Below are 24,649 nucleotides of genomic sequence, written 5' to 3' on the forward strand. Positions count from 1 at the left end.
TCGCAATACAAAGTCGCGACGGCCCCAATCAATATGCAATGTTCGGTGATCATTGTTTCCTCAGCAAAAGCGAGCCAGATCGGTCTGCATTATGCATATGGGAAGCGAGGCTTCTGGTATTTACTTCATAAGCGTAGCAGCGTCTACAGGCCTTTTGCGCCAATTGCCCCCTAGCCGAACGCAGGAATTCGGCGTAGGCGCCCCAGTTCTTCAACCGCGAATTTGCAGGAAATTCCTAAACAAGCGCGGTGACCGTCTAGTGCATCAAGTTACGCGCGGAGCATCCTCCCCAATGCCTGCATCTGCGGCCTTCTAATCCGATCAATGTGGTCGCAAGCGGGGTGCGACCCGAAGCGCGCAATCACCATCTCCGCCTTTGGCGCTATGTACAGGTTCTGGCCGTAAAGGCCCCGACCTTCAATAGCATCAAGCTCGTCGTGTGATACCCACCATTGGCTTCGGTATGTATAGCCGAATGGGAGGTCCGGCTTGGCGGGGTGGTCGAGATCTTGAAGGTCGTAGACAACACTCGCGGGAACCAGTTGCTTGCCATTACACGAGCCTTCACATCGCATCAGCTCGCCGAAACGCGCCAAGTCGCGCAACGTCACATTGAGTCCGCTATGCGCCCTCGGCATACCGTTTGTCGGGTCGATCTCGACATAGGCGTCTTCTTCGCAGCCCAGTGGCAACCATAAGCGCTCCTCCAACAGTTGTGCGAACGACCGGCCCGTTGCGCGCGACATAACCCAAGCCATAACATTGGTATCGACGCCTTTGTAGACAAATTTGCCGTGCGCCCCTTCCTTTCGTATGGTACGCAGGTATTCGCATCTATATGACTTGTCTACACTTGTGTAATCTTCAGTAAAAGCAACGTTAGTTTGCATGTCCATGACTTGGCGGAGCGTTGCATCTTCCCACCCTGTACCTCGTAATTCCGGCACAAACTGCGATATTGTCTTCCTGTCGTCGAGAATGCCCTCATGCACCAACGCCGCGGCTAGGGTGCCCGCATACGATTTGGTGATTGACTGACACGAATGTTGTACGTGCGGCGCGAGTGCGCCGAAGTATCGTTCGTATATGATCCGCCCCCGATGCAGGACCAAAATGCCGTCGGTGTAGGTGTCGAATAGCGCCTCCTCGAACCGGTTGGTGCGGTCGTCCATGTCGACGAACGTGAGCCCATCGATTTCGGTAGACCTGTTGCTGCACTCAAGCTGCGACGGTCCGCCCCGCCCTCGCCACACTTGGACTGTGGGCCGCAGCTCACGCATATGCGATAGCGACCAGCGAAGCTGAGGAAAGGTCCAAACAGTTTCATTCTCGAATGTTACACGCTTGTCTGGCGGCGGCGGCGCACCGCGCATCCAGCCAAATTCGCGAGGATCCGATGCACGGCCGTCCAGGTATTGCTGTCCGTCGAATTCGAGTACGCTCTCCGACGCGTTACCGACGGTTTGCCGTTGTTTGAATTCTGTCATACATGGGATCCAATTTCATGCCTAGGCGCCCCCGGCGCCAGCTGGCTATCGAGAGTTGCGACCCAACCTCGGGAGTTCGGACTGGACTAAATCACAACATGTTATGATCATAGCAGCGGCAGGCGCGCATTCTATGCGAAATGTCCTCGACAACGCAGCAAATCAGCGTTGTATTGCGGCCGGCGCATACTTGCGGCCCCGCTCTCGCGTGGCAAGTAGGACCTAACTTGCCGAACGCTTCCAGCTACAAGAGGCATGAGCCATCATGCGCAGTATGCCGAGTACATCTCGATTAAACCGGGTCCGAACGGGTTGACAATTGTAACGCGTCTCCGCTGTCCGAGCTACGATGAGTCAAAAATTCTCTGGTCTATCAACGATGTTGACCCAGAGGGATACGTGCGAACTCGCAAGGCAAGAAATCGCGAAATGGCATGGGCGACTCTGCATGTTGGCGACGCGATAGTGGATAACGCCGTCGCCTTCGTAGGTGGGCTCGGCTTGAGTCGTCGCATGCGACGTCTCGAAGCAACCGCCCTGGTCAATAGCGACGTCGACCAGCTCCGAGCCCTTCTTCATGCCGGACATCATTTCGCGGGTGACGAGCTTTGGCGCGGCAGCACCGGCGATCAGCACGGCCCCGACCACGATGTCGGCAGAGAAGCATTCTTCCTCGAGCGCCCCGACGGTTGAGTAGCGGGTGCGCACACGGCCGGCGAAGAGGTCGTCGAGATTAGGGAGGTCGAGATTAGGGAGGTCGAGATTAGGGAGAGAGAGGGGCTTGGACCGCAGTTCCCACGTGACCAGAGTCAGCCCTGCAAGGTGTAATTCAACGCGCCAGTCCAGTTTAGATCCTTCCAAACAAGACGTCTTGTGGCGATGCAATCTGCAGCCTTCGGAGTCCAGCGAGTTGGCGAGTTCGCCGACCTCTCTGAGGCCAGGGTATCCGTGCTTTGTGAAATCGCCAGAGCGATCCGGCGAAAGCCAAGGGTAGTTCGCAGGAAACCTGCATCATCGAACTCGATTTCGCTGAATGCCAACAATGCAGAGCGATAAGGTGTCGTTCGTTAAATGACGGACCGGGATGGGTCCAATCAGCAGGGAGCAATGGCGCACCGCTAAGACACTCCTCTCGGTGGCGACGAAGGTAGCTTTCAAGAAAATAAGAACGAGAAAAAAGGGAACTATAGATGAACAATCATGTAACGACGGTCGTAGTTGCAGTCTCCATGGCGGTTGCGTCGATGTCTTTGTCAGCCAAGGCTTGCGCCGGCGAAGTCCTTGATCGTGTGCTCGCGGCACAGACATTGACGGTAGCGGTCGGGTCCGACTGGGGAGCCTTGTCTCACTTGAACGACCAACATGAACTCGACGGTGATGATGTAGAGGTCGCGAAGGGCATTGCGGACTACTTGGGCGTGAAGATCAAATTCGTGACCCCGGGCTGGGATATCATTCAGGCAGGCCAGTGGGGGGGGCGTTGGGACATGGCCATGGGTCAAATGACGCCGACCAACGATCGCGCCAAAAAATTCGCCTTCCCGGCCATGTACTTCTACGAAGGCGAAGTCGCTGTCGTTCACAAGGATAGCAAAGCGACGAAGCCTTCCGACCTGGAGGGCAAGATCGTCGGCGTCCGAGCGGGAACTCTTGGCGATTTGTATGCCAATCACAAGCTCACACCGGCATGGATCGGCGCTAAGCCAATACAATATCAATTTACAGCGGGCCAAGTGAAGGCTTATCCAAGTGCTAACTCTCTTACGCTTGACGACCTGCGCCTCGGCGATGGTGTTCGTCTCGATGGCGTCATTACTGAAGGAACGACGGCGGCTGCGGCAATCAAATCTGGCTATCCATTGAAGGTTATTGGCGATCCCTTATTCTACGCCCCGGGCGCTGTCACAATCGAGCGTGGCGATAAGGAGTTTATCGACAAGGTCGCTGCCGCGGTCAAGAAGATGAAGGATGACGGCACTCTTGCTAAACTCTCGGTCAAGTGGTTCGGGGGGGATTTCAGCGTCGATAAATAACATGACACAATCGTGGGCGTCCCCTTCCCGGGGGCGCCTCTTCTTAGGAAGAAAATGCTTATGCTTTACCACGATACAGTTGAATCTGAGGTGCTCGTCCACAAGCCATGGTTTATCGGCTGCATATTTGCAATTGTGCTCGCGGTTTTTCTTATCTTCAACGTAGCGGGCACCACGATGGGCGAACTCCTACGGCCCGTGATTGGCGATCACGCACAAGTGAAGTTTTACAGTCGCATTGCGATCGCTTTTGTAATTGCCGCAATGTTCTGCCTCAACCTCGTGCTGATTGGTTTTGTCCCGCTCAAAATCCAAATCGGGATCGTATGGTTTGAGTTGGTGCTACTGTTCCTTTCGCTCTTCGCGGCATTTGACTTAAGCATGCCATTTATTTGGGCAAACCTGCCATTTCTAATTACGCAGGGGGTAGTTACTACAGTTTACGTATCAGCGATGTCACTGCTATTTGCGTCGGCTATCGCAATAATCGGCGCGATTGCGAAACTGTCAAGCAACGGCATGGCTTACGCGATAGTCAGCTTCTACACTTCATGCTTCCGGGGTCTGCCGCTTCTCATGCAGGTTTATCTGATCTACATGGGCTTGCCCCAGGTAGGTTACGTTATTAATGCCGTGCCTGCAGGCGTGTTGGCGCTTTCGCTATGCAGTGGTGCCTACATGACGGAGATCTTCCGTTCGGGCATAGCCAGCATCGATCGCGGCCAGTGGGAGGCATCCCGGTCATTAGGTTTCGGCTTTGCGCTCACAATGCGCAGAATCATTCTGCCGCAAGCGCTTCCGGTTATCATTCCCCCGATGGGAAACACGTTCATCTCAATGCTCAAAGACAGCTCTCTCGTTTCGGTTCTTGGCGTTTGGGAGCTGACGTATCTAGCTCACTCACTCGGCCAGCCAACCTTCCATACTATGGAGATGCTAGTAACAGCGGCAATGATTTATTGGATTTTATCCGCCTGCCTGGAACTGGTCCAATCCCGGATCGAGGACCATTTTGCCAGAAGTAAGAAGCGATGATCGTGAATTCATTGGTCAAGCTAAAAAAGACGTCTAAGTTGGTTCGGCCATTTTCAAGGCACTTACAGATGCGCCAATGAACAAGAGAGATGCAATATTGAGCGACGAAGTCATCGAAGCTAAGAATGTATCCAAATGGTATGGTGCCTTCAGAGCACTAACTGACATCAACCTAACCGTCCGCAAGGGCGAACGTATCGTCATCTGTGGGCCCTCAGGCTCGGGAAAGTCGACGCTGATCCGTTGCGTCAATCGGCTCGAAGCGCACCAGGATGGCGAGATTACCGTCACTGGGATTAGGTTACATAACAAAATGCGCAACGTAGCTGAAGTTCGCAAAAGCGTCGGCATGGTTTTTCAGCACTTTAATCTTTTCCCGCACATGACCGTGCTGATGAACTGTATGGCGGCGCCGATGTGGATAAAGGGCGTTCCAGAGGGTGAGGCTAGAAAGATCGCGCTTAAATTCCTAGAGCGCGTGCGCATTCCCGAACAGGCGAACAAATATCCGGCTCAGCTCTCCGGGGGACAGCAGCAGCGCGTCGCAATTGCCCGGTCCCTCTGTATGGAGCCTGCAGTCATGCTCTTCGATGAGCCGACCTCCTCGCTCGATCCAGAGATGGTCGCTGAAGTGCTCGAGACTGTGACCGGACTCGCACGCGACGGCATGACCATGGTATGCGTCACCCACGAGATGGGCTTTGCGCGCGCCGTGGCCGATCGAGTAATCTTCATGGATCGAGGTGAGATCGTCGAAGAGGGTACACCGCACGACTTCTTCAGAAACCCGCAGCACGAAAGAACGAAATTGTTTCTCAGCCAGATCTTGTCGCATTGAGGGAGCCATCCTTCAACGAGGCCGTTCGACCGAGTTACTGTGTATCGAATGCGTTGCCTCAGGCCAGCGAGACAACATGTGCGGATATTGTATTCGTACGTATTGGCTGACATACATCAGAGCGTTCTCGGCAAGCGCCTCGTTCCCGGAAGCGCGAGAGTAGGATCCCGCTGAGCTTGTGCGCAGCCCACCGTGCCAGTTCGCGTCCAGGCGCGCTGAGGATTGGCTCGCCACACATGATCAGGTTGCAAGAGTGCGGCCTCAACCCTCTGCCCGCAACCGACCACAATCTGCAGACGTCGTCCTCTGGCAGATTCCCGACCATCTTTGGGTGAACCAAACGGATCAACACATGTTAAAGAACATAACCTTCGACCGCCACAGCTCCGACAAGCTTAAGAGTGAGGTCACGATCGACATTGATAAATGGGGGGTTCCTCATATCAAGGCTCAGAACTTGCACGACCTATTTTTCGCGCAGGGTTGGAATGCAGCTCGAGACCGCCTCTGGCAAATTGATATTGCGCGCAAACGAGGTCTCGGTCTCCTGTCACGAGACTTTGGCCCCGGATATTTGGAGCAGGATCGGGCGGCGCGTCTCTTTTTATTTCGCGGAGCCATGAGTGCAGAATGGCAGGCGTACGGCCCGGATTCCGAAGAGATATGCTCAGCGTTTGCCGAGGGGATCAATTCCTACGTAGACAGTTGCCATGACGGTTTGATTGCCTTGCCACCCGAGTTTGGCCTCCTCGGTCACACTCCCGACTATTGGAAACCCGAAGACGTCGTTCGCGTGCGAACGCACTCACTAACCCGAAATGCGATTTCGGAGCTTCTGCGCTGCAGGGTGATGGCATTGGCAGGTGTGGAACGAGGTACCCGCCTCGACAGGTTGAGACAAGAATTGTCACCTCCGATAGCGCCACGACCAGCGGAGGGCCTTGACCTCGCCTTTATGACAGATCGAGTACTGCAGGATTTTCGCTTGGCAATCTGTCCCGTCTCATTCTCGAGGGAAAGACTTGCAGCAAGTCTTCAGGAAGCTGACCGTTGGACCCGCGTAACACCGAGTGATGAGATCATGCAGACGGTGTTCCAAGAGGGCTCAAACAACTGGGCCATATCCGCAACAAAAACCACAACGGAGCGACCAATCCTTGCTCTAGACCCGCATCGCAAGCACGTCCTTCCGTCCATCAGGTATCTTGTACACCTGAGTATGCCCGGGCTCGATGTAATTGGCGCTGGAGAGCCTATGATCCCAGGAATCTCCATGGGTCACAACGGGACAGCCGCCTTTGGTCTGACTATTTTCGGCGCTGACCAAGAAGATATTTATGTTTACGAAACCAAGAGTGAGGGAAATAAATACTTATATAAAGGGGCCTGGGAGCAGGTGAAGACTATACACGAGAAAATTCCAGTTCGCGCCCACACCGACCAGGAGGTAAAGCTTCAGTTCACACGCCATGGACCCATTTTAAACCAAAATGCTGAAAAAGACCGCGCCTTCGCACTGAGAACCGTATGGATGGATCCCGGCATGGCACCTTACATGGCCAGCTTGGCCGTAATGCGCTCTAAGACATTTTCAGAATACACCTCCAGTCTAGCAAACTGGGGTTGTCCTTCAGTTAATCACATCTATGCGGACACGTCGAATGTAATTGCGTGGAAACCGTCAGGTGCGGCTCCGGTCCGAAGAAATTGGGACGGCCTGCTTCCGGTTCCAGGAGACGGTCGGTTCGAATGGGAAGGGTATTTGTCACCGGACGATGGGCCGTTCGAGATGAACCCCGCCAAAGGTTTTGTCGCCACTGCCAACGCAATGAATGTTCCGGAGGAATGGAGTAGATCGCATCCTGCTTTTGGCTACGAGTGGTCTGACAGCAGCAGACATGATACCCTTCATACAACTCTCTCACGATCAGAGAAGATCTCGTTGCGGGACTGCATGTCGCTGCAATGTTCGGTGTATTCGCCGATAGCAGTTCGTATTCTTGCGAAACTAGACACTCTTCTCGGTTCGGTTGCAAACATGCCTGCGTTGCACTTATTTTCTAACTGGGACCGGCATTTGGATGCGAGTTCGCCAGCCGCCGCGTTCTTTGAGATTTGGCTTAGCAAACACCTTGGCCCGACAGTAGCTCGCTTAGAAAGCGCTGACGATGAAGTGTTGGCACTGCTCGTGCCTTTACAGCCTTCGGCCATAGCCTCTTGGCTCGAACAGGCAGAGCCTAGTGAAAAGTTGAAGCATTCCATAATGGAATCCCTAACTTCTGCCTGGAGTGAATGCATATGTCGATTTGGCGACGATTCTGCCTCATGGGCATGGGGCAGTATACATAAGCTTGATTTGCGCCACCCTCTGCAGGCACTGACGTCTGAACAATGGTCGTTGGGCGCCATAGCCCTCGGCGGAAGTAGCTCAACGCTCAATTTTTCGAGTTACCGAAGCGGCCAATTCTCTGTTTCAGAAGGACCGTCAGTGCGGATAATCATGGACGTTGGGTCATGGGATGACAGTCTCTTTATTAACAATCCAGGTCAGTCGGGTGTTCCGATCTCAAGTCATTATCGTGACCTCAATCACGATTGGCAACGGGGCGAATACAAGCCCTTGTTATATTCAGAGGAGTCCATACGGAGGGAGCTCGAACATAGGGTCGTCCTGTCTCCCGCTGACTGTTGAGGATGCGACAGTATAGGCCGCTTACCATTGTAGCAGGAACATATCGGTCGAACTCACCTGGCGGCAAGGTGAGGATCGACACTTTAGCGCCCGCCGGCCGACTTTGATATTGACAGCGGAACGCCCGGCCGGAATCTGGATGCGCTTGTGGGGCAATGATCCCGCTGGTGTGCGGCGACCACCCCTGATCGTCACGAGCAGGGCCGTCGCGGCCTCCAATAATGTTGCAGGAGACTTAGAAGCGGGATGTCCCGCATTGGCAATTGCTCTGCCTTGGGGCCATAGGGAAGAGGGGTAAGGTGCTGGCCCGACCACCGGAGAGCGCGTCTGTTACTACAAGGCTCGATCGCGGCCGCATCACGGCCCTCGGCGGCTGCCGATAACGCGCGCTTCGGGCGCTACCAGTACGCATTGGCGATAATCGCATCTGCTGTAGGAGAGCACTTGATTCGAGACTGACAGTGCGACGGTCAACAGGGTTCGCTATCATTGTCGAGCCGAGTTCAAGAATGGACACATACCTCAGGGAGGACCTTTCAGGGGGCAGACCATTGTCTGTCTCCTCATCCGAGAAACAAGCTAACCTCGCAGAGAGTGGCATCAGGGCAACACGTCATTGTCCTTCGATGCGACTGAATATCGACGACTTCAACGCGGCTTGCCGCCTTCGCGTATAGCCGCAGGACCTTGAATGCCGGGAACCAGCCGAGAAATGTTGGCGGTGGGTGAGCGCCTTTCATTTTTCAAGTCCGCTACATTCTGTCTGTCATATACCCGAAGGCGGCGATGCTTGTTGCCCGCCCGATGTGGTTAGCAGTTGACGTGCCTTCTTATGTATCTTCATTCAGCCTGCGGTGGCACGCTGGCCGTTTCGTTGAATGGCGGGGGAAAAAAGGCGTTGATGACTCAGGCTTGCGTGGAGCACTCGTGGGGCGCTCGATTGACAATGTTATTCGTGGAGAATGCTTTCCTTTGTGGAGGAGGATGATTCTCTCGTCCAGTTCCTTGTCGGCCTCGGTAAGGCGATGATTCAGGCGAAGGTAGTCGGTCCAGGTCGGCGTACGGAATGTCTCCGTCCATAGCACAGGCTCCTGAAGGTTGCGCTGGAGAGTCCAGTGCCGAGCACCAACGCGACTCTGTACATGCCGGCACCCGCGCATGGCGAGGAATTCTTCTAGATTTTCCACGAGTATGAGGTACTCGACTTTGACCACGATGGGGCCGCTTCTCGGCTTGAGACTGAGGGCGACTGCCGGCGCGTCGAATTCCTCCAAAGGGTCGGGCTCGGCCTCGCGACCCTCGCGAAGGGGAAACAGGACGCCGCTCGCAATGGAAGAGGCAGTGCCAGAAAAAGGGAGCACGCCGCACAGGCGACGCATGCCAGCGTCATTAGTTGCTCTTCTGACAAGCTCCGTCTTAATAGGCTGTTGGCGACGCCAGCCATGACGGCGCCTGTGCCGAAGCCGGCGATGATGGTGCCATAGGCGAGCGGTCCTTCGCCCAGCTGATCGCGGACAACCAATGGCAGCAGTGCGAGTATGGCGATGCCCGACAGGCCAAAGAAGGTTCCGCGGGCGATCGCCGTCTTGATTTCCGATGACATCGCTGTGAAGCGCAGCCTGTCATAGATGGCCGTCCTCATTGACTCACGTGGGAGAAGTGAGGAGCGAACCTTCCATTTGCATCGCCATATGGTGACCAAAGGGATCATATAGGTGAGTGTAAACATAGCGAAAGCCGTCATAAGTCCGAACGACGCAATCATGATGCCGCGAGCGCCGGTCCCACGGTCCGTGCAGTGTTGAAGCCAATGGAGAGGAGGGTGACGGCAGCGGGAACTTCGCGTCGGTCCACAATATCGCCAACAGAAGCCTGCCAGGCGGTATCGTTGAGCGCGGCACCACTTGCGATCAAGAAGCTGAAGCCGAAGATCATCCACGGGGCGATAAAGCCCAGCACCACTGAAGCCGTAGCATCGCGGATGCTATTACCATTAGGCATCGGCCGGCGAACATGACTCTTCGACGGCTGAAGTTGTCGGCGAGAACCCCTAGCGAAAATGGACAAAATGAAAGCGGGCAGGTTAGACGAAGCCTGCTCGAGCGCAACCATCAGATCGGAGGTCGGAACCGTTGCCATTAGCCAGCTGATAGCAACGGTCTGCATCAGCCAGCCAAGGGAAGAGACTTGAGAGGCTAAACCAGATTGAGCGAAATGTCGTATTCCTGAGCGGCGCAAACGTCTTCGGCGAAACTACATCCGCATCTGCGCCCGCCGCTTTGCTCATTGCTCCGACCGATTCGGTTCCGCCAAGCTTAACCACTTCGCGCGACACGATCCTCTTACACGTCGGATGCGCCAAATGCAGTCTTTGTATTAGTGTCATCTGGTAGCGAGATGCGGAGGTGGCGGCGGAGAGCCGTCGCTGGTGTCGCAGCGGCCTTACATCAGTGCAAACATGCTGTTGCGTGGCGCCGGCACAGTTCCCCCGGCGTCGGCGGCTTCGCCGGCAAGAATGCGAAGGCGCGCCGACTCGCTGCCAAGCTCAAGGTCGTCAGCATGGTTCTTCTGGCCGAGGCTGACGAGCTTGCCGAGCAACTCGGCGCCTTTGTCGGCGATCCTCTGGCGAGAACAAAGCTGTCGGAGACCAGCGTTGCCTGCATTGAGCGGCCGATGAAGGCACTATGCGCATCTCGCTGCGAGATGCAGCCGATATAAAAACAGCATTTGACGCTAGCCGCCAGGAAAGGGGATTGTCACCCCGCATGAGCCGGCGAAGCTTTTGTTCAATTTCGAACATGGACGCGATCGCGCGTTTTGCGCAACCAAACCACGACACACTGATTGAGGTGAGATATGGCGACGACACGCTCCGCAATTCCTCTGACTGGTGTACCGTTTCCGATATCAGAGTATGAGCGCCGGCAAAACAATGTGCTGGATGCGGTTGCTACGGCAGGCTTGGACGCAATCGTAGTAACGGCGCACGGCCACTTGAAGTATCTCAGCGGCTACGATGGGAGCGGTGGATATTTCGCGCCTTTCCCTCTTATTCTGATGCCGGGTCGGGTCCCGATATTTGTTGTCCGAGAATATGACGAGCAGGCAGTACGTTCATATAGCTGCATCGAGGAAATTGAAACCTATACACATCAGCCTGATTTTGGCAGGGTCTGCGCCGATGTATTGCGTCGACTCGGACTGGACAATAAGCGAGTCGGTTTCGAGCTTGGCTGCTGGAATCTCGCGCCCGCCGACGTGCGCGCAGTCCAAGACCAGCTCCCGGATCTGAAGATTACTGACGTCACCCGACTGGTCTCGTCAGTGTCAGCAGTGAAAGGAGAACTTGAGTTGGCGTGTATGCGCGATGCTGTTCGACTCACTGACGTGGCAATTCGAACCTTTCAGCAATCGCTTCGTCCCGGCATTACGGAGATCGAAATGGCAGCGGCCCTAGCTGCGGCGGTAACAAACGACCCCAGCAACGCCGCTGGGGATATCGGGCTTGCGCCGGGTACCATTTTGTTTGGAGAGCGAGTGAAGTTGCCCCATGCGCCAGCGACCCATCATCCTCTCAGCAACAACGAACCTGCCTTTCTGGAGATAGGGGCTTCGAAACACGGGTATACAGTGGGAATGGTTCGATGCGCAGTCCTTGGCAAACATCCCGAAACCGAATCTTTGCACGGCTTGGCTGAAGAGGTCATTGCGGCCCTTGTCTCCTCGATTCGACCAGGTGCTACGCCGGCGGACGTTCACGCTGCTGGGGGCGAGGTGTTGAAGCGATCTGGACGCAAGGGCGTCTTCCGCCAACGAACAGGATACCAAACTGGCATCAATTGGACTGAGCGCGGCGACCTAAGCCTGGAGCCCGATGTAAATGAACCACTCCGAGCTGGCATGACCCTGCACATGCCAAACATTTTGTGCAGCGAAAGTGGCTACCTATTTGGTGCCGGCGCACACGTGCTCGTGACAGAGCGCGGCGCGGAACTCCTGAGCGAAATCCCGCCAACACTTTATCGGGCGTGATGCTAGGCGGCGTGGACAAATTTGAGCCAGTATCTGGCGGTGGCTAGGTAGACCATTCCGAGGAAGCTATTGGCCAATTGATCGTAGCGGGTGGCAATGGCCCGGTTGATTTTGAGGTGGCCGAACATGCGCTCGATTCGGTTCCGCTGCTTGTAGAGCGCCCGGTCATACTCGATCTTCACGCGGCGGTTTGATCGGCCGGGTATGACGGGTTTAATCTTCCGCTCGGCGAGATCGGCGCGAATGGTATCGGCATCGTAGCCCTTGTCCGCAAGGAAGGCGTCCGGTGCACGAGTCCCCCTTTTCCGCCCGCTGCCGAGACATGGGCGCGAACTGTGGTGCTGTCGATGCTGTAGTGGCCGCTGTCCGCCATGACCTCGGCGAGCATTACCGCCACGGTCTCCCAGACCCCGGCCTCGCTCCAGCGTCGGAACCGACGATAGATGGTGTTCCAACTGCCGTATTTGGGCGGGACATCCCGCCATGGAGCGCCGCAGCGGAGCCGCCAGAGAATGCCGTTGATGATCGAACGATTCTGCTTGGGAGGTCTACCTCGGCCGCGTTTGTCAGGGTCGATGGGCAGCAAGCCCTTGAGAACACGCCATTCTGCTTCGGTGAGATCGCCCCTGCTCAAACCTGCCTCCAAAAAGCAGCCTTGAATCAATCCTCTTGGGCTACGTCAATCGCATCGACGTCCGAAATTCCGTAAGGCGGATATACTATTCCGCCAAGGTGATGGACAGTTCGAGAGGGCTGTCGCTATCCGCGAAAAATCGGCTGCCATCCTCAAACTCGATCACCACCTCTCCATCGCGGTGGCGCATGACACGGCGAACAACCTTGCCAATCAGCATCGACGTAGCTCGTTCGCTCTCTTCTTCCAGTGTCATTCCCAATGCTAACAACCCGATCGCAGGAAAGCGACCCTGCTAACATCGAATTTGTCCACGCCGCCTAGGGTCTGCGGTTTGCGGATTGAGTGGCAAAGCGCATGCAGTCCTGGAAAGTAGGTCGTGGGAGGGGGAGGAGTGTCGCGATGGTGACAGCTCTTCCTACTCAGACCTTTGCCATTGGCCGTTGCCAGCAGAGCCAGAGTTTATGATTGCCAGCACTTCGCAGCTGGTCCTCTAAGGCCGAAGCTTATCCATTTGAGGGCAAACGGCTTGTTATCGGGTCGCAGTCGCCGGCGCCAACACCGAGGCCTGAACGCGGGGCTATCTCGGTTCTAGATGGTTACGATATCCAAACTGCATTTGACGAAAACACCGGTGGCATCGATCATTAATTACGCACCGGCGCCTGATCCAAATTACTCAAATGCGGGAACGTGCCTATGGTTGGCGTTGACAGGTTCAAGGAGATCGAGATCGAAGCGATGACTTGGCGCCGGTACCTGCACGAGAATCCGGAGCTTGACTATCGGGTGAATGACACAGCGGCATTTGTGGCGGAAAAGCTGGCTTCCTTCGGGATTAACCACATCGAGTGCAGGATAGCTGAAACCGGCGTGGTTGCGTTGATCCAAGGTCAACTCGGAGATGGGCCCACTATCGGGTTGCGGGCCGACATGGACGCTCTGCCTATACTCGAAGCTTCAGGCAAACCTTGGACGTCGAAAAGGTCCGGACAGATGCACGCGTGTGGTCACGACGGGCATACTGCAATGCTCCTTGGCGCCGCGAAATACCTCGCCGCGACCCGGAACTTCAAAGGGTCCGTTGCCCTGATCTTCCAACCTGCCGAGGAAGATGGCCGCGGCGGCCAAAGAATGGTCCAGGAGGGGATCATGGACCGTTTCGGGATATCTCAGGTCTTTGGCATGCACAATTGGCCAGGCATGGAGGTTGGTGCGTTCGGCATTTGCGAAGGTTCGATTTTTGCCGCGCTCGACGAGTTCGATATTGTGGTCAAAGGCAGAGGGGGTCACGCGGCCGCTCCCCATCTGACAATTGACCCCGTCGTTGTTGCAGCTCAGATCATTTTAGGCTTGCAGACACTAGTCTCACGCAACACGGACCCCACCGAGTCCCTGGTGATCTCCGTCACAAAGCTGAACGCCGGACAAGCTTACAACATCATTCCCGAACGCGCGGAGATTGCCGGAACAGTCAGGACACTGTCACCGATTTTGCGCGACTTCGCTGAAAAACAGATTGAGGCGTGCGCGGAAAATATTGCACGCGCTTCCGGGGCGAAGGTCGAGTTTCAGCATCGCCGCCTGGAGCCCCTCACTGTCAATCATCCCGATCAAACGCGTCGGGCAACAGAGGTGGCGCGTGCTCTGGTCGGCCATTCATCGGTGAACCCCAAAGTCAAACCTAGTTTGGGGTCAGAGGACTTCGCGTACATGCTAGAGGCGCGGCCGGGGGCATGTATACTGCTTGGAAATGGATCGACTGCTGCTCTCCATAATCCAACCTACGACTTTAACGATGAAGCACTGCCATACGGCATTGGATACTGGGTCAACTTGGCCGAGGCTGCTCTAGCACCATGACATTGTCCAAGCAAAACAACCTTGGCTAATCAAGGCTGAGATCACAAGAAGAGGGTAACGACATGAAATACGAAATAAATCGCCGACGATTGCTGCAGGCGACATCGACCGCCATGGCGGCTGGCGCTCTGTCTTCAATTGCGGGCCGCGTTGCGGCCCAAACACCCAACCAGATCAACGTAGTGCTAGGCGGCGGCGATTGGGGAAAGGCTAACATTGAGGCTTACGCTAAGCCATTTGAAGCTGAGACCGGTATCAAGGTCAACCCAATCACCGACGACATGGGTATGGGACAGGTCGAGTTGATGGTAAAATCGGGCAATGTCACGGTAGATGTCGGGGCGCTTACGCAAGGGTCCGGCTTGGTCGCAGCTAAGAAAGGAATTCTTGAAGAAATTGATTACTCCTTGTTCAGGAAAGAAGAGCTAGACGGAATTTATGAATTTGCCAAGCAACCGTTTGGCGTGGCAAATTTGATTTACTCATATAATATGGTATATAGCACAGACGTATTCCCAGCTGATAAACCCCGGCCGACAAACTGGGCTGAATTCTGGGATGCTGATAAGTTTCCCGGCGTTCGCACCTTGGTGTCCGGCCAGTTTGGTTCAGAAGGACCCTGGGAAGAGGCCCTGTTAGCGGACGGTGTATCTCCCGATAAGCTCTACCCGATGGATATCGACCGGGTGTTTGCCAGTTTGGACAAAATAAAGCCGCACATCCGTAAGTGGTGGAGCAGCGGATCAGAGATTCAACAGATGTTGCATGATAAGGTCGTTGACATCGCTCAATCGTATGACGGAAGAGCTCTACTGTTGATCGATCAGGGCGCCGCGACGGAGATCAATCGAAACCAGGCGAAGCTGCAGTGGGATTATTGGGTCATTCCAAAGGGTTCACCCAACGCGAAGGCTGCGCAGAAGTTTATCGAATTCGCCACTCGCGCGGAACGTCAGGCAGCATTTTGCCAATTGTTTCCTGAGGGACCAAGCAACGGCAATGCGTTCAAACTTCTTCCCGAGAAAGTTGCGCGCAAGCTCCCTACCCACCCAGATTACATCAAGAGCAGCGTTTCCATCAACGGCAAATGGTACAATGAGGTAGGCCCCAGCGGTGTTTCCAACACTGAGATGCTTATCCAGCGGTGGAATGAGTGGATCCTGCAGTAGGGTTGGTTGAAGTGCGAAAGTCCGGTCGGGGTAACTCCATACCGGGCTAAAGTCGAAACTGATGCTGAAAATGTGACGGGGAGCGGGGTAGCCCACTAGCCTCTCCGCTCACGGCATCGGGTACGACGGCAGAAGGTACGGCAAATGCCTGCTAATGCACGCCAGCGATGGTGGAGGAGCCACAGTGAACATGCACGCAATGAATACCGCCCCCCGTTCGGAAGTTGACGCTGCAGATGTGAACCAATCGGTGCCACAAATTCAGTTCAGCAGTGTTACCAAGATGTACGGGAGTGTTCCGGCGGTCAGGGATCTGTCGCTGACCGTGCGTCGCGGCGAGTTCTTGACGATTCTCGGCCCGAGCGGCTCGGGTAAGACCACTACCCTGATGCTCTTGGCCGGCTTTGAGGCCCCGAGTTCGGGTGATATTATGATCGCCGGCCATTCAGTGGCTTCGGTCCCGTCCTACCGGCGCGATCAAGGAATTGTGTTCCAGAGCTATGCGCTGTTCCCGCATCTCACAGTGGCTCGAAACCTGGAATTCCCTCTCGAAATGCGGGGCATGGCTCCCGATCAGAGGAAGGTTCGGGTAGCCCGTATGCTTGAGCGCGTGCATCTAGGGGAATTCGGCGGTCGCATGCCATCCCAATTGAGTGGCGGTCAGCAGCAGCGCGTGGCGCTAGCCCGCGCGCTGATTGCCGATCCACCCTTCCTATTACTTGATGAACCGCTTGGCGCACTCGACCGTAACCTGCGTGAGCAGATGCAGATCGAGATGAAGAGCTTGCACAAGGAGTTCGGTATCACGACGGTGTGCGTTACGCATGACCAGGAGGAGGCGCTTACTCTGTCAGACCGGATTGTTGTAATGCGCGCAGGACGTGTCGAGCAAATCGATACACCAGAGGCCCTCTATGATCGGCCATCATCGTGCTTTGTCGCTAAATTTCTGGGTGAGGCGAACATTCTCGAGGATGCCTTGTTGCTGGCCAGAGGGGGCAACGCGCCGCAAATCGGCACCGTTGCGATGATAAGGCCAGAGCGCATCAGTGTACTTCCGAAGACTGCGGAGTGGGCTCAAACGGACCAGCGGCAATATGTTGCCGGTGCGGTCGACGATATGATTTTTGCCGGCCCTCTGCGAAAATACCATGTTCGCGTTGGCAACAATGTTCTCATCGTCCGGGAACATGTCGCGGCAGACCAACCTGTTTTCCAGCCAGGCGAGGAGGTTTGCCTCACGTGGCTGCGGTCAGACATTCGCTTCGTTTCGCCATAAGCGATTGATAAGGGATATCCATGAAGCTTTTGCGCAGAATGGCCAAGGTGCCACTTGGGTTAACCGCGCCCGCGTTCGCGCTTTTGCTTGTGGTTTTCGGTGCCCCTATAACCTTGCTTTTCCTAAGCAGTGTCAATGCCCCCGATTTCTCGTTCCAATACTACGGAGCGTTTTTCGCCCAGCCAGCTAATGTGCGGGTGCTCTTTCAAACGATAGAAATAAGTCTGGTCGCAACTGCCATCTGCTTAATCGTAGGCTATCCAACCGCGTATCTGATCGTCACGGCATCCAAGACTCTGCGCATGACGCTCATCGCTCTCGTGATCATCCCCTATTTGACCAGTGGGCTGGCGCGTACCTACGCATGGATTGTTATTCTTGGGGATCGCGGGGTCATCAACAACATCTTGCTGGACGTCGGATTGATCGATCGACCTCTGCAACTCATCTATAACCGAACCGCGGTCTATATTGGCATGGTCCACATCATGCTGCCGATGATGATACTTCCCTTGGTTAGTGCGATGATGGGGATCGATCGGTCCTTGATGGCTGCTGCACGCAGTATGGGAGCGGGACCTTTCACCGCTTTCAGGCGTGTATTTCTCCCCCTTAGCATTCCAGGCGCACGGAGTGGCTCGCTCCTAGTTTTTGTGTTCTGCCTAGGATTCTATATCACGCCGGCGGCACTTGGGGGATTGCGCGATGCCATGCTTTCAACCTTCATTGCGGCCGAGGTGAATAGCTCGTTCGATATTCCGCGCATTGCCGCTGCGTCCTTCATCCTTCTCGGGTTTGCCATTGTGGTGCTTTCCATGGTCGGGCTTGACCTCTCCGGCAAACAAGAGCAAAGCCAAACTCGAGCTCCGAAGGGCTCGATGTCCCGACTACCCATTGTTCTTGTTATCAAACGAAACTTCAGCGAAATTCTGCGTCCCTATCGTGTCAAACGGTGGACGGGACGGCGCTACGTGCCTGGGGCGGAAAGGCGATGGCCTAAAGTCGTCGCGATCGTTTTTATCGTTTTGGTGATGGCCTTTCTTTTATTCCCAGGGATAATCGTTGTCATCATGTCGTTCAGTTCCGGGGCATTTTTGCAATTTCCGCCTTCGGGCCTGTCGCTTCAATGGTATCGCTCGTTTTTCGGCGATGCATCTTGGAGCGGAGCAGCTTGGACCAGCGTCGAGATTGGTGTCGAGGTAGCTGTTATTTCTACTCTATTGGGAACACTTGCTGCTTTCGGATTGAGCCGAATAAGCGCAAGACTTCGCGGCGTGCTGACAATGATCATAATCACGCCTATCACCTTTCCAGTTATCGTGGTCGGTATCGCGACTTATCTGGGTCTCATCCAGATTGGTCTAATCGGCACAAAGGGTGGTATCGCCCTCGCTCACAGTATCGGCGCTGTTGGAATTGTGGTGGTGATCGTTTCTGCGACGTTGGCCAACTTCGATCGGACGTTAGAGCAGGCGGCCAAGAGTATGCGTGCCGGACCACTGCAAACGTTTTTTCGCGTAACACTGCCGTTAATCAGGCCGGGAGTGATCGGCGGCGCCATGTTCGCATTCCTCCAGTCATTCGATGAAGCGGTCATAACGTCTTTGGTCGGCGGTCTGTCGGTGCGGACGTTGCCCTTGAAGATGCTGGAGAATATCCGCCACCAAATCGACCCGACGATTGCTGCAGTCGCTTCTCTTTTGATGCTTCTGCCTTTAATCTGGATGCTTGTCCTCTATGCCGTCTGGTGGCGTTCTCGACCGAGCATGCAGCGAACATTACAGGAAGCCGCTGCCTAACTGGCGTGGCAGATCCACTTCCTGATGATGCGTCCGACCTATTCCTACGGACTGGCGACAAGCATCTGTTCGGGGCTTCAACGGGCGGATAAAATGGCCACCTGGTCCAAAACGGAAACCAGTAAAGCTCTTGCAATTATCATCTGGCACATGCGGATCAAGGATTCGGACTATGTCTGGGATCGGCCGGCCTTGCTCGCCAGCAAGCTCAGACCTGCCGATCCTCTTGCTGCGCGCCAGGATGGAATTCGAGGTCAACGGCGCTGACCGGATCGCACAGATCCTTCGCCCGTCTGAACAACGAACAGCTAGCCAACGTCAACCGGCTGATCGCGCGATTTCTGAAATCGGCTACCCACCGCGACTTTGACCTTCCTCCTCCCTTAGTGCACCGGGATCAAGGTGACGAACCAAGGGACAGGTCAGCAGAGCGAGCCCTGGTCATCTGAAAACGCGATGGTGCCGTCTCGGACATTATATTGGCGAAGTGGTGACCGCGTGTGCATAGTTCCAGGCGAAAAAAATAGCCGTGTACAAGACCATATGCCCGGTCAAAGTCGCCAGATCACCCGCAATAGGTTAAGCAATGAACGAAGCACCACATCTTACGTTTGATCTCGATGCGCATGGCGTGAGCAGAGGACACCTCGTTGTGCCGGGAGGCGCCGACCATGAAGAGTTCTCGCTTCCGGTTTTTAGTCTTAATAAGGGCGATGGACCGCGCCTTCTTATCACCGGTGGGAATCATGGCAATGAAATGGAGGGGCCATTAGTCGCGCGGCGGCTTATCGAGTGGCTGCCACAAGCGCAAACCAGTGGTAGGATCATCGTGCTGCCAGTGCTTAATCCATTGGCAGTTCAAGCATGGAGCCGCAATACTCCGCTTGATGGTTTGAATCTGAACCGCGTGTTTCCGGGCCGTGCCGACGGGTCTGTTACGGAACGAATCGCGGATGCGGTTTCACGCGTATTGTTGCCAAATGCCGACATCGTTTTCGATCTGCACAGCTTCGGCCCAACGTGGGATTTTCCCCCGGCGGTCATCACGCATCCAATTGCTGATGCGGATCTCATGGCTAAGACGCTCGCAATGGCAGCGGCATTTAAGCTGCCCGTAACATTGCTCTGGCAACATGACGACACGGCTGGGATGTTCGACAGTTGGGCACATAGCCTAGGGAAGGTATTCGTTTGCGCGGAATTCGGCGGTGGTACGGTTAGCGCAGAAGCTCTAGCGATTTATGAAGCTGGAGTTCGCAACGCGCTCGTTATGCTTGGACTCGTCGAAGGAAAAGTCGAGGACGTGTCTTTCCGTAACAAAAGGTCCAGTCAGACCCTTGAGACGCTGATATCAGACGAGTTGAAATCGCCCGCGCAGGGTATCTTCGAACCTCGCTGCTCTGTGTTGGATGAAGTGAGGTCGGGAGATCTTATAGGTATCCTACACTCTATGGATTCTGTTTCCGCTCCGTCCATTGACATCCGAGCGCCTGGGCCATCAATCGTCCTAGCCATAGGATCGGGCGCGCATGTCGACCGCAATGAAGGGGTAGCCATCCTTGCGCGGCCGCTGCATAACTAGAGGTACAGATTAGCCGCGCCTTGGCCAGCTGTAGTAACTCCGGTATGAAGGCACTGGCCTCGACTGGAGCTTATAGGCCAGCTCCTCGGATCGATCAGCGGCTGATCCTGTCTTCCAAAATCATGCCAAAAAGATTGCTTGATCCTTGATCGCTTGGTTTATACTAACCATGGTTGAAAGTGGCGGTCCGAGATGGGAGCTGGCCGGACGGATTGATCGCCTAGCTTCTGTTATGGAAGCAGGGGCGACGATCCGGCGCACCGCGACCAAGAGGGGAGGCGGACGGTGCCGTCCCCGCTGACGCCCGTAAAACAACTTTATCGTATCTTAAAACGAGATGGGCACGTTCGGGGCTTTATATTGGCAAAACCGATTCCGAACGGGGCATAACTTAGGACAGAGCGCGCAAATCCGGCCGCAGCTCATAGCTTGGCCAAACTCGAGTATAATTCAGTGCAGATCAAAGACGTCATTCTCACGCCCGGCAACGGCGCCTTCTTTTATGACGATCAAGCTGCCATTAGGGCAGGGGTTGGCCAGGACGGTTTTGTTTACGTCGGCGAGCCATTGACGCCCGGCTTCCGTGATATCCGTGTTCCGGCAGCTTGCTTAAGCGTCGGGCTTGTCCTGGAAGACGATATGGTCGCCTGGGGCGATATGATGGGAGTGCAATACTCAGGGGCTGGCGGGCGTGACCCCCTGTTTGACGTCGGAGCCATCATGGATCTCACGTCACGTGTTGTTGTCCCGCGGCTCTTAAACATTGATGCGTCCAGCTTTTTGACAGCCTGCTCCAGTGTCTTCGATCTCCATACTGGGAAACGACTCCCACTATGCATCGAATATGGGGTCAGCCAAGCCCTTTTAAGCGCTGCTGCCCATGCTGCGCGTCGTACCATGGCGGAGGTGGTTTGTTCGGAATTTTGCCTATCCATGCCGCATCGTCGTGTCCCAATTTATTGCCAGAGCGGTGATGCGCGCGAAATCAATGTCGATAAAATGATCCTGAAGGGGGTGGATGTGATCCCGCATGGCCTCATCAACTCGCGTAGCAAATTCGGCGTTGGGGGAGAAACCTTTCTGGATTTCGTCAAATGGGTGGCGCACCGCGTCAAGCAAATCGGCCAACCAGACTATTCTCCGGTGCTGCATTTCGATGTGTACGGCTGGATCGGTATGGAGATCGGGCTCGACGTCCAGCGCATCGCCGACTTCATCAGTAAGGTTGCTGACGCGGTTCCGGAGTTCACGGTGAATATCGAATCGCCAGCCGACTTCGGGTCTACGCCGGCGCAGGTCGAAAATTACGGGCAGATCGTCGGCATTCTGAATGCGCGCGCGTCACGTGCGCGCATCGTTGTCGATGAACGCTGCAACACCTTAGAGGATGTGCGTCTGTTTGCGGAGGCTAAGGCGACCCATCTCGTGCAGATCAAGACGCCGGACGTGGGCTCGATCGCCGACAGCGCCCGTGCGGTGCTTCTGTGCAAAGAGAACAACGTGGACGCCTATGTGGGAGGCAGCTGCAGCGAGACGGATCTCTCCGCGCGAGCGACGGTTCACATTTCGGTGGCAACACAGGCGGACATGATGCTCGCGAAGCCTGGCATGGGCATCGACGAAGGTCTTTCCATTGTAGGCAACGAACAAAATCGGTTGCTCGCCATGCTTGATCGGCGTCGGGCACAAAACCTGAAAGCCGCGTAGGAAGCGCCCTGATGCTAAACAGTCTCAAGGACATCACGGTTGTGGCGGTCGAACAGGCCGTTGCAGCTCCCTACGCATCGTCTCGCCTTGCTGACGCAGGCGCCCGGGTGATCAAGGTCGAAAGGCCCGAAGGGGACTTTGCCCGAAACTACGACAAGCTGGTGCGGGGGCAGAGCGCGTACTTCGTCTGGCTCAACCGGGGTAAGGAGTCGGTCTGTCTAGACCTGAGGTTGGAGGCGGATCGCGCCGTCCTCGACACGCTCATTGCCAGTGCTGATGTCTTCATCCAGAATCTAAAGCCGGGCAGCATAGAAAAACTGGGGTTCGCGTCCGCTGATCTGCGTCGACGATATCCGCGGCTGATCACCTGCGACATTTCTGGTTTCGGGGAGTCAGGGCCGTATTCCCATTTGAAGGCCTACGATCTGATCGTCCAGGCCGAAACAGGTCTATGCGCTATCACCGGCAACCAACAGGGGCCTGCGCGTGTAGGGGTCTCGGTTTGCGATATCTCGGCGGGCATGACAGCGCACAGCGCCATTCTTCAGGCACTGTACCACCGCGAGGTCACCGGCGAAGGGACCAGCATCCAGGTGTCACTGTTTGATGCCGTCGCCGACTGGATGAACGTGCCGGTTTTGCAAAATGATTACAGCGGCTACCAGACGGTACGCGCAGGCGTGAAACACCCGTCGCTCGCGCCGTATGGTGCCTATCGCTGTGCCGACGGCAAAGAGGTCATCTTTTCGGTTCAGAATGACCGCGAATGGGTGAATTTCTGCGAGAAATTCCTGAAGCAGTCCGGGCTCACACGCGCACCTGGTTTTGCTGACAATATGGAGCGCCTCGCTCATCGTGCGCAACTTGATGAGATCATTGAACAGCGGTTTTTTGAACTATCCTGCCACGATGCGATGCAGGAGCTCGAGGCGGCCGGCCTGGCATATGGCCGACTGAACGAAGTGGTGGATGTTTCAAAGCATCCACACATTCGCAGGGTGCAGGTTGGAACACCCGATGGAGCCGTCGAGACGATAGCGCCGGCGGCGATTTTCAACTCGGAGCTCCCCTCGCTTCGCCCAGTCCCGGCTCTTGGCTCTCATACCGAGGCTGTCCGCGAGGAGGTGCGGGCGCTTTTGCGCGAAAGAGCCGCGTCAGCGTGAGCGCGCGTTTCAGTAAGGTGAGACTGCTCGCGGTTTACAAAATGCCTGTGTACCTCGGATCATTTCAGCGCACCGGCCGCCTAGAAAGCTCACTGGCAGCGCCCGCGCTAAAATCGGCCGCAAAGGCGTCTCCATGATCAAGGACACCTTTGCGGCCGTTGAAGGCGCGATGTCTGTACCGCGCTGGAGATCCCTGCTCTTCGTTCCTGTTCACGTTCCGCGCTTTGTAGAGACGGCCCATGAGCGGGGCGCAGATGGCGTCATTCTCGACCTGGAGGATTCCGTGCCCCAGGATCGGAAAGGAGAGTCACGGCAGCAGCTTCCTGAATGCGTGGCAGAGGTGGGCCGGAAAGGCGCATCTGTTTTGGTCCGCGTGAATCATGGTCTGCGCGCCTTGGCGGCCGATCTCGATGCAGCCGTGATGGCGGGTGTTGACGCACTGGTTCTTCCGAAGACGGATTCGGCAGAGTGGGTTATAGAGATCGCGAATGCGGTTTCGGAACTAGAACGTGAAAGAAATCTTCCGCAGGGAGGCATCCGGTTCCTTGCCCAGATTGAGACCCCGGGCGCCTTGCAAAGGCTTGCGGCCATTGCGTCGGCGCATCCAAGGATGGTCGCAATGGCGCTTGGCCCTGAAGACTTCAGCGCCGCTGTTGGCGGCGCCCCAGGATTCGACCTTCTTTTGACGCCGAACCTTTCTGTTCTGTTTGCCGCCCGCGCGGCCGGCTTGCTCCCGCTGGGCTTCATAGGAAGCATCGGCGAGTTCTCGGACACGCATAAACTTCGTGAGGCCGCGGTGCGGGCGCGGCGGCTTGGCTTTGCCGGAGCTTTGGCGATCCATCCGACACAGGTGGCCATATTCAATGAGGCTTTCTCGCCAAGCGCCCAGGAGCTCGAGTGGGCCCATAAAGTTGTCGCGGCGGCAAATGATGCCGCCACGCGTGGACTGTCCGCATTCTCGTTGAATGGCAAAATGATAGATCCGCCAGTGGTGCGGCGCGCCCACGAGATCCTGATTCTTGTGGGCAACAACTGACTGGCCTGTTATCAGCGGCTGAACAGGAGCGAATGGCACTACACCGCGCCGGGCAAGCCGATGCAAAATGGCTACGCGATTCCCTCAACGGCCGAATGCGAGACGAGCTGTTGAACGATGGCCTGTTCTTCGGCCTCGACCACGCCCGCAGTGCCACTGCCGAATGGAGGCAGGACCTAAATCCTGTTCATAACACTCATCTGTCTATGTCATTTGAGTGAATAGGTTTTGCTGATCTGGATGCGATCCCATGGGGTATTTTGGGTTTTGCCGCGCGCGATGAACGATGCGCTGAGCCGC

General features: G+C 55.7%; 17 protein-coding genes and 4 pseudogenes. 15 read left to right on the forward strand and 6 right to left on the reverse strand.

Features of this window, described 5'->3' with window-relative positions; translation table 11 throughout:
- Positions 1–269: 269 nt before the first annotated feature.
- Together ENZ74_RS00475 and ENZ74_RS00480 are read right to left on the reverse strand one after the other, a co-directional pair.
- Positions 270–1,487: a serine hydrolase gene (locus tag ENZ74_RS00475; protein ID WP_063169320.1), complete on the reverse strand. Its 1,218-nt coding sequence runs from the start codon at positions 1,485–1,487 to the stop codon at positions 270–272.
- A gap of 354 nt (positions 1,488–1,841) precedes the next feature.
- Positions 1,842–2,219 (reverse strand): annotated as a pseudogene (locus ENZ74_RS00480) (alanine dehydrogenase); the annotation flags it as partial.
- 458 nt (positions 2,220–2,677) lie between these two features.
- Here ENZ74_RS00480 and ENZ74_RS00485 point away from each other — a divergent pair.
- The 4 genes from ENZ74_RS00485 to ENZ74_RS00500 all read left to right on the forward strand — a co-directional run bounded on the left by ENZ74_RS00485 (position 2,678) and on the right by ENZ74_RS00500 (position 8,085).
- Positions 2,678–3,520, forward strand: coding sequence for a transporter substrate-binding domain-containing protein (locus tag ENZ74_RS00485; RefSeq protein WP_063169318.1), 843 nt, complete (start codon positions 2,678–2,680; stop codon positions 3,518–3,520).
- 60 nt (positions 3,521–3,580) lie between these two features.
- On the forward strand, positions 3,581–4,555 hold the full coding sequence (locus tag ENZ74_RS00490; protein WP_063170377.1) for an amino acid ABC transporter permease: 975 nt from the start codon (positions 3,581–3,583) through the stop codon (positions 4,553–4,555).
- 94 nt (positions 4,556–4,649) lie between these two features.
- Positions 4,650–5,393 (forward strand): amino acid ABC transporter ATP-binding protein, encoded by a 744-nt coding sequence (locus tag ENZ74_RS00495; protein ID WP_135921822.1) that lies wholly within the window; start codon positions 4,650–4,652, stop codon positions 5,391–5,393.
- Between the two features lie 352 nt (positions 5,394–5,745).
- A complete protein-coding gene (locus ENZ74_RS00500) occupies positions 5,746–8,085 on the forward strand; it encodes a penicillin acylase family protein (protein WP_063170375.1) in 2,340 nt (779 codons plus the stop codon).
- Between the two features lie 830 nt (positions 8,086–8,915).
- Here the strand turns inward: ENZ74_RS00500 and ENZ74_RS00505 are convergent.
- A pseudogene (locus ENZ74_RS00505) lies at positions 8,916–10,372 on the reverse strand (MFS transporter).
- Positions 10,373–10,527: 155 nt separating this feature from the next.
- Positions 10,528–10,683 (reverse strand): hypothetical protein, encoded by a 156-nt coding sequence (locus ENZ74_RS34295; protein ID WP_164548527.1) that lies wholly within the window; start codon positions 10,681–10,683, stop codon positions 10,528–10,530.
- A 258-nt stretch (positions 10,684–10,941) separates the two neighbouring features.
- On the opposite strand from ENZ74_RS34295, the gene ENZ74_RS00515 reads away from it, so the two are divergent.
- Positions 10,942–12,117, forward strand: coding sequence for a Xaa-Pro peptidase family protein (locus ENZ74_RS00515; protein WP_063169317.1), 1,176 nt, complete (start codon positions 10,942–10,944; stop codon positions 12,115–12,117).
- A gap of 2 nt (positions 12,118–12,119) precedes the next feature.
- On the opposite strand, the pseudogene ENZ74_RS00520 reads toward ENZ74_RS00515, so the two are convergent.
- Both ENZ74_RS00520 and ENZ74_RS34300 read right to left on the reverse strand, forming a co-directional pair.
- Positions 12,120–12,751: pseudogene (locus ENZ74_RS00520) on the reverse strand (IS5 family transposase).
- 85 nt (positions 12,752–12,836) lie between these two features.
- Positions 12,837–13,007: a hypothetical protein gene (locus ENZ74_RS34300; protein WP_164548526.1), complete on the reverse strand. Its 171-nt coding sequence runs from the start codon at positions 13,005–13,007 to the stop codon at positions 12,837–12,839.
- A 443-nt stretch (positions 13,008–13,450) separates the two neighbouring features.
- Here ENZ74_RS34300 and ENZ74_RS00525 point away from each other — a divergent pair, with 443 nt between their 5' ends.
- The 10 genes and pseudogenes from ENZ74_RS00525 to ENZ74_RS00570 all read left to right on the forward strand — a co-directional run.
- Complete coding sequence (locus tag ENZ74_RS00525; RefSeq protein ID WP_063169316.1) at positions 13,451–14,614, forward strand: M20 aminoacylase family protein; 1,164 nt, start codon at positions 13,451–13,453, stop codon at positions 14,612–14,614.
- A gap of 62 nt (positions 14,615–14,676) precedes the next feature.
- The gene (locus ENZ74_RS00530; protein WP_063169315.1) at positions 14,677–15,783 is read left to right on the forward strand and encodes an ABC transporter substrate-binding protein; all 1,107 of its coding nucleotides are present in this window, start codon (positions 14,677–14,679) and stop codon (positions 15,781–15,783) included.
- Between the two features lie 190 nt (positions 15,784–15,973).
- Positions 15,974–17,062 carry an ABC transporter ATP-binding protein gene (locus ENZ74_RS00535; protein ID WP_224570037.1) on the forward strand — a complete coding sequence of 363 codons (1,089 nt, stop codon included), beginning with the start codon at positions 15,974–15,976 and terminating at the stop codon, positions 17,060–17,062.
- Positions 17,063–17,082: 20 nt separating this feature from the next.
- Complete coding sequence (locus ENZ74_RS00540) at positions 17,083–18,861, forward strand: ABC transporter permease subunit (RefSeq protein WP_063169314.1); 1,779 nt, start codon at positions 17,083–17,085, stop codon at positions 18,859–18,861.
- Between the two features lie 24 nt (positions 18,862–18,885).
- The gene (locus ENZ74_RS00545) at positions 18,886–19,128 is read left to right on the forward strand and encodes a hypothetical protein (RefSeq protein ID WP_127273917.1); all 243 of its coding nucleotides are present in this window, start codon (positions 18,886–18,888) and stop codon (positions 19,126–19,128) included.
- 319 nt (positions 19,129–19,447) lie between these two features.
- Positions 19,448–20,443 carry a succinylglutamate desuccinylase/aspartoacylase family protein gene (locus tag ENZ74_RS00550; protein WP_063169313.1) on the forward strand — a complete coding sequence of 332 codons (996 nt, stop codon included), beginning with the start codon at positions 19,448–19,450 and terminating at the stop codon, positions 20,441–20,443.
- Positions 20,444–20,896: 453 nt separating this feature from the next.
- On the forward strand, positions 20,897–22,150 hold the full coding sequence (locus tag ENZ74_RS00555) for a methylaspartate ammonia-lyase (RefSeq protein WP_063170371.1): 1,254 nt from the start codon (positions 20,897–20,899) through the stop codon (positions 22,148–22,150).
- Positions 22,151–22,161: 11 nt separating this feature from the next.
- Entirely contained in the window at positions 22,162–23,313 is a 1,152-nt protein-coding gene (locus ENZ74_RS00560; protein ID WP_063169312.1) for a CaiB/BaiF CoA-transferase family protein, read from the forward strand.
- 133 nt (positions 23,314–23,446) lie between these two features.
- Entirely contained in the window at positions 23,447–24,349 is a 903-nt protein-coding gene (locus ENZ74_RS00565; RefSeq protein WP_210326668.1) for a CoA ester lyase, read from the forward strand.
- A gap of 24 nt (positions 24,350–24,373) precedes the next feature.
- Positions 24,374–24,501: pseudogene (locus ENZ74_RS00570) on the forward strand (integrase core domain-containing protein); the annotation flags it as partial.
- Positions 24,502–24,649 lie beyond the last annotated feature (148 nt).

Source organism: Mesorhizobium sp. M7A.F.Ca.CA.002.15.2.1, from assembly GCF_003998715.1.
GTDB classification, from domain to species: Bacteria; Pseudomonadota; Alphaproteobacteria; order Rhizobiales; family Rhizobiaceae; genus Mesorhizobium; species Mesorhizobium ciceri.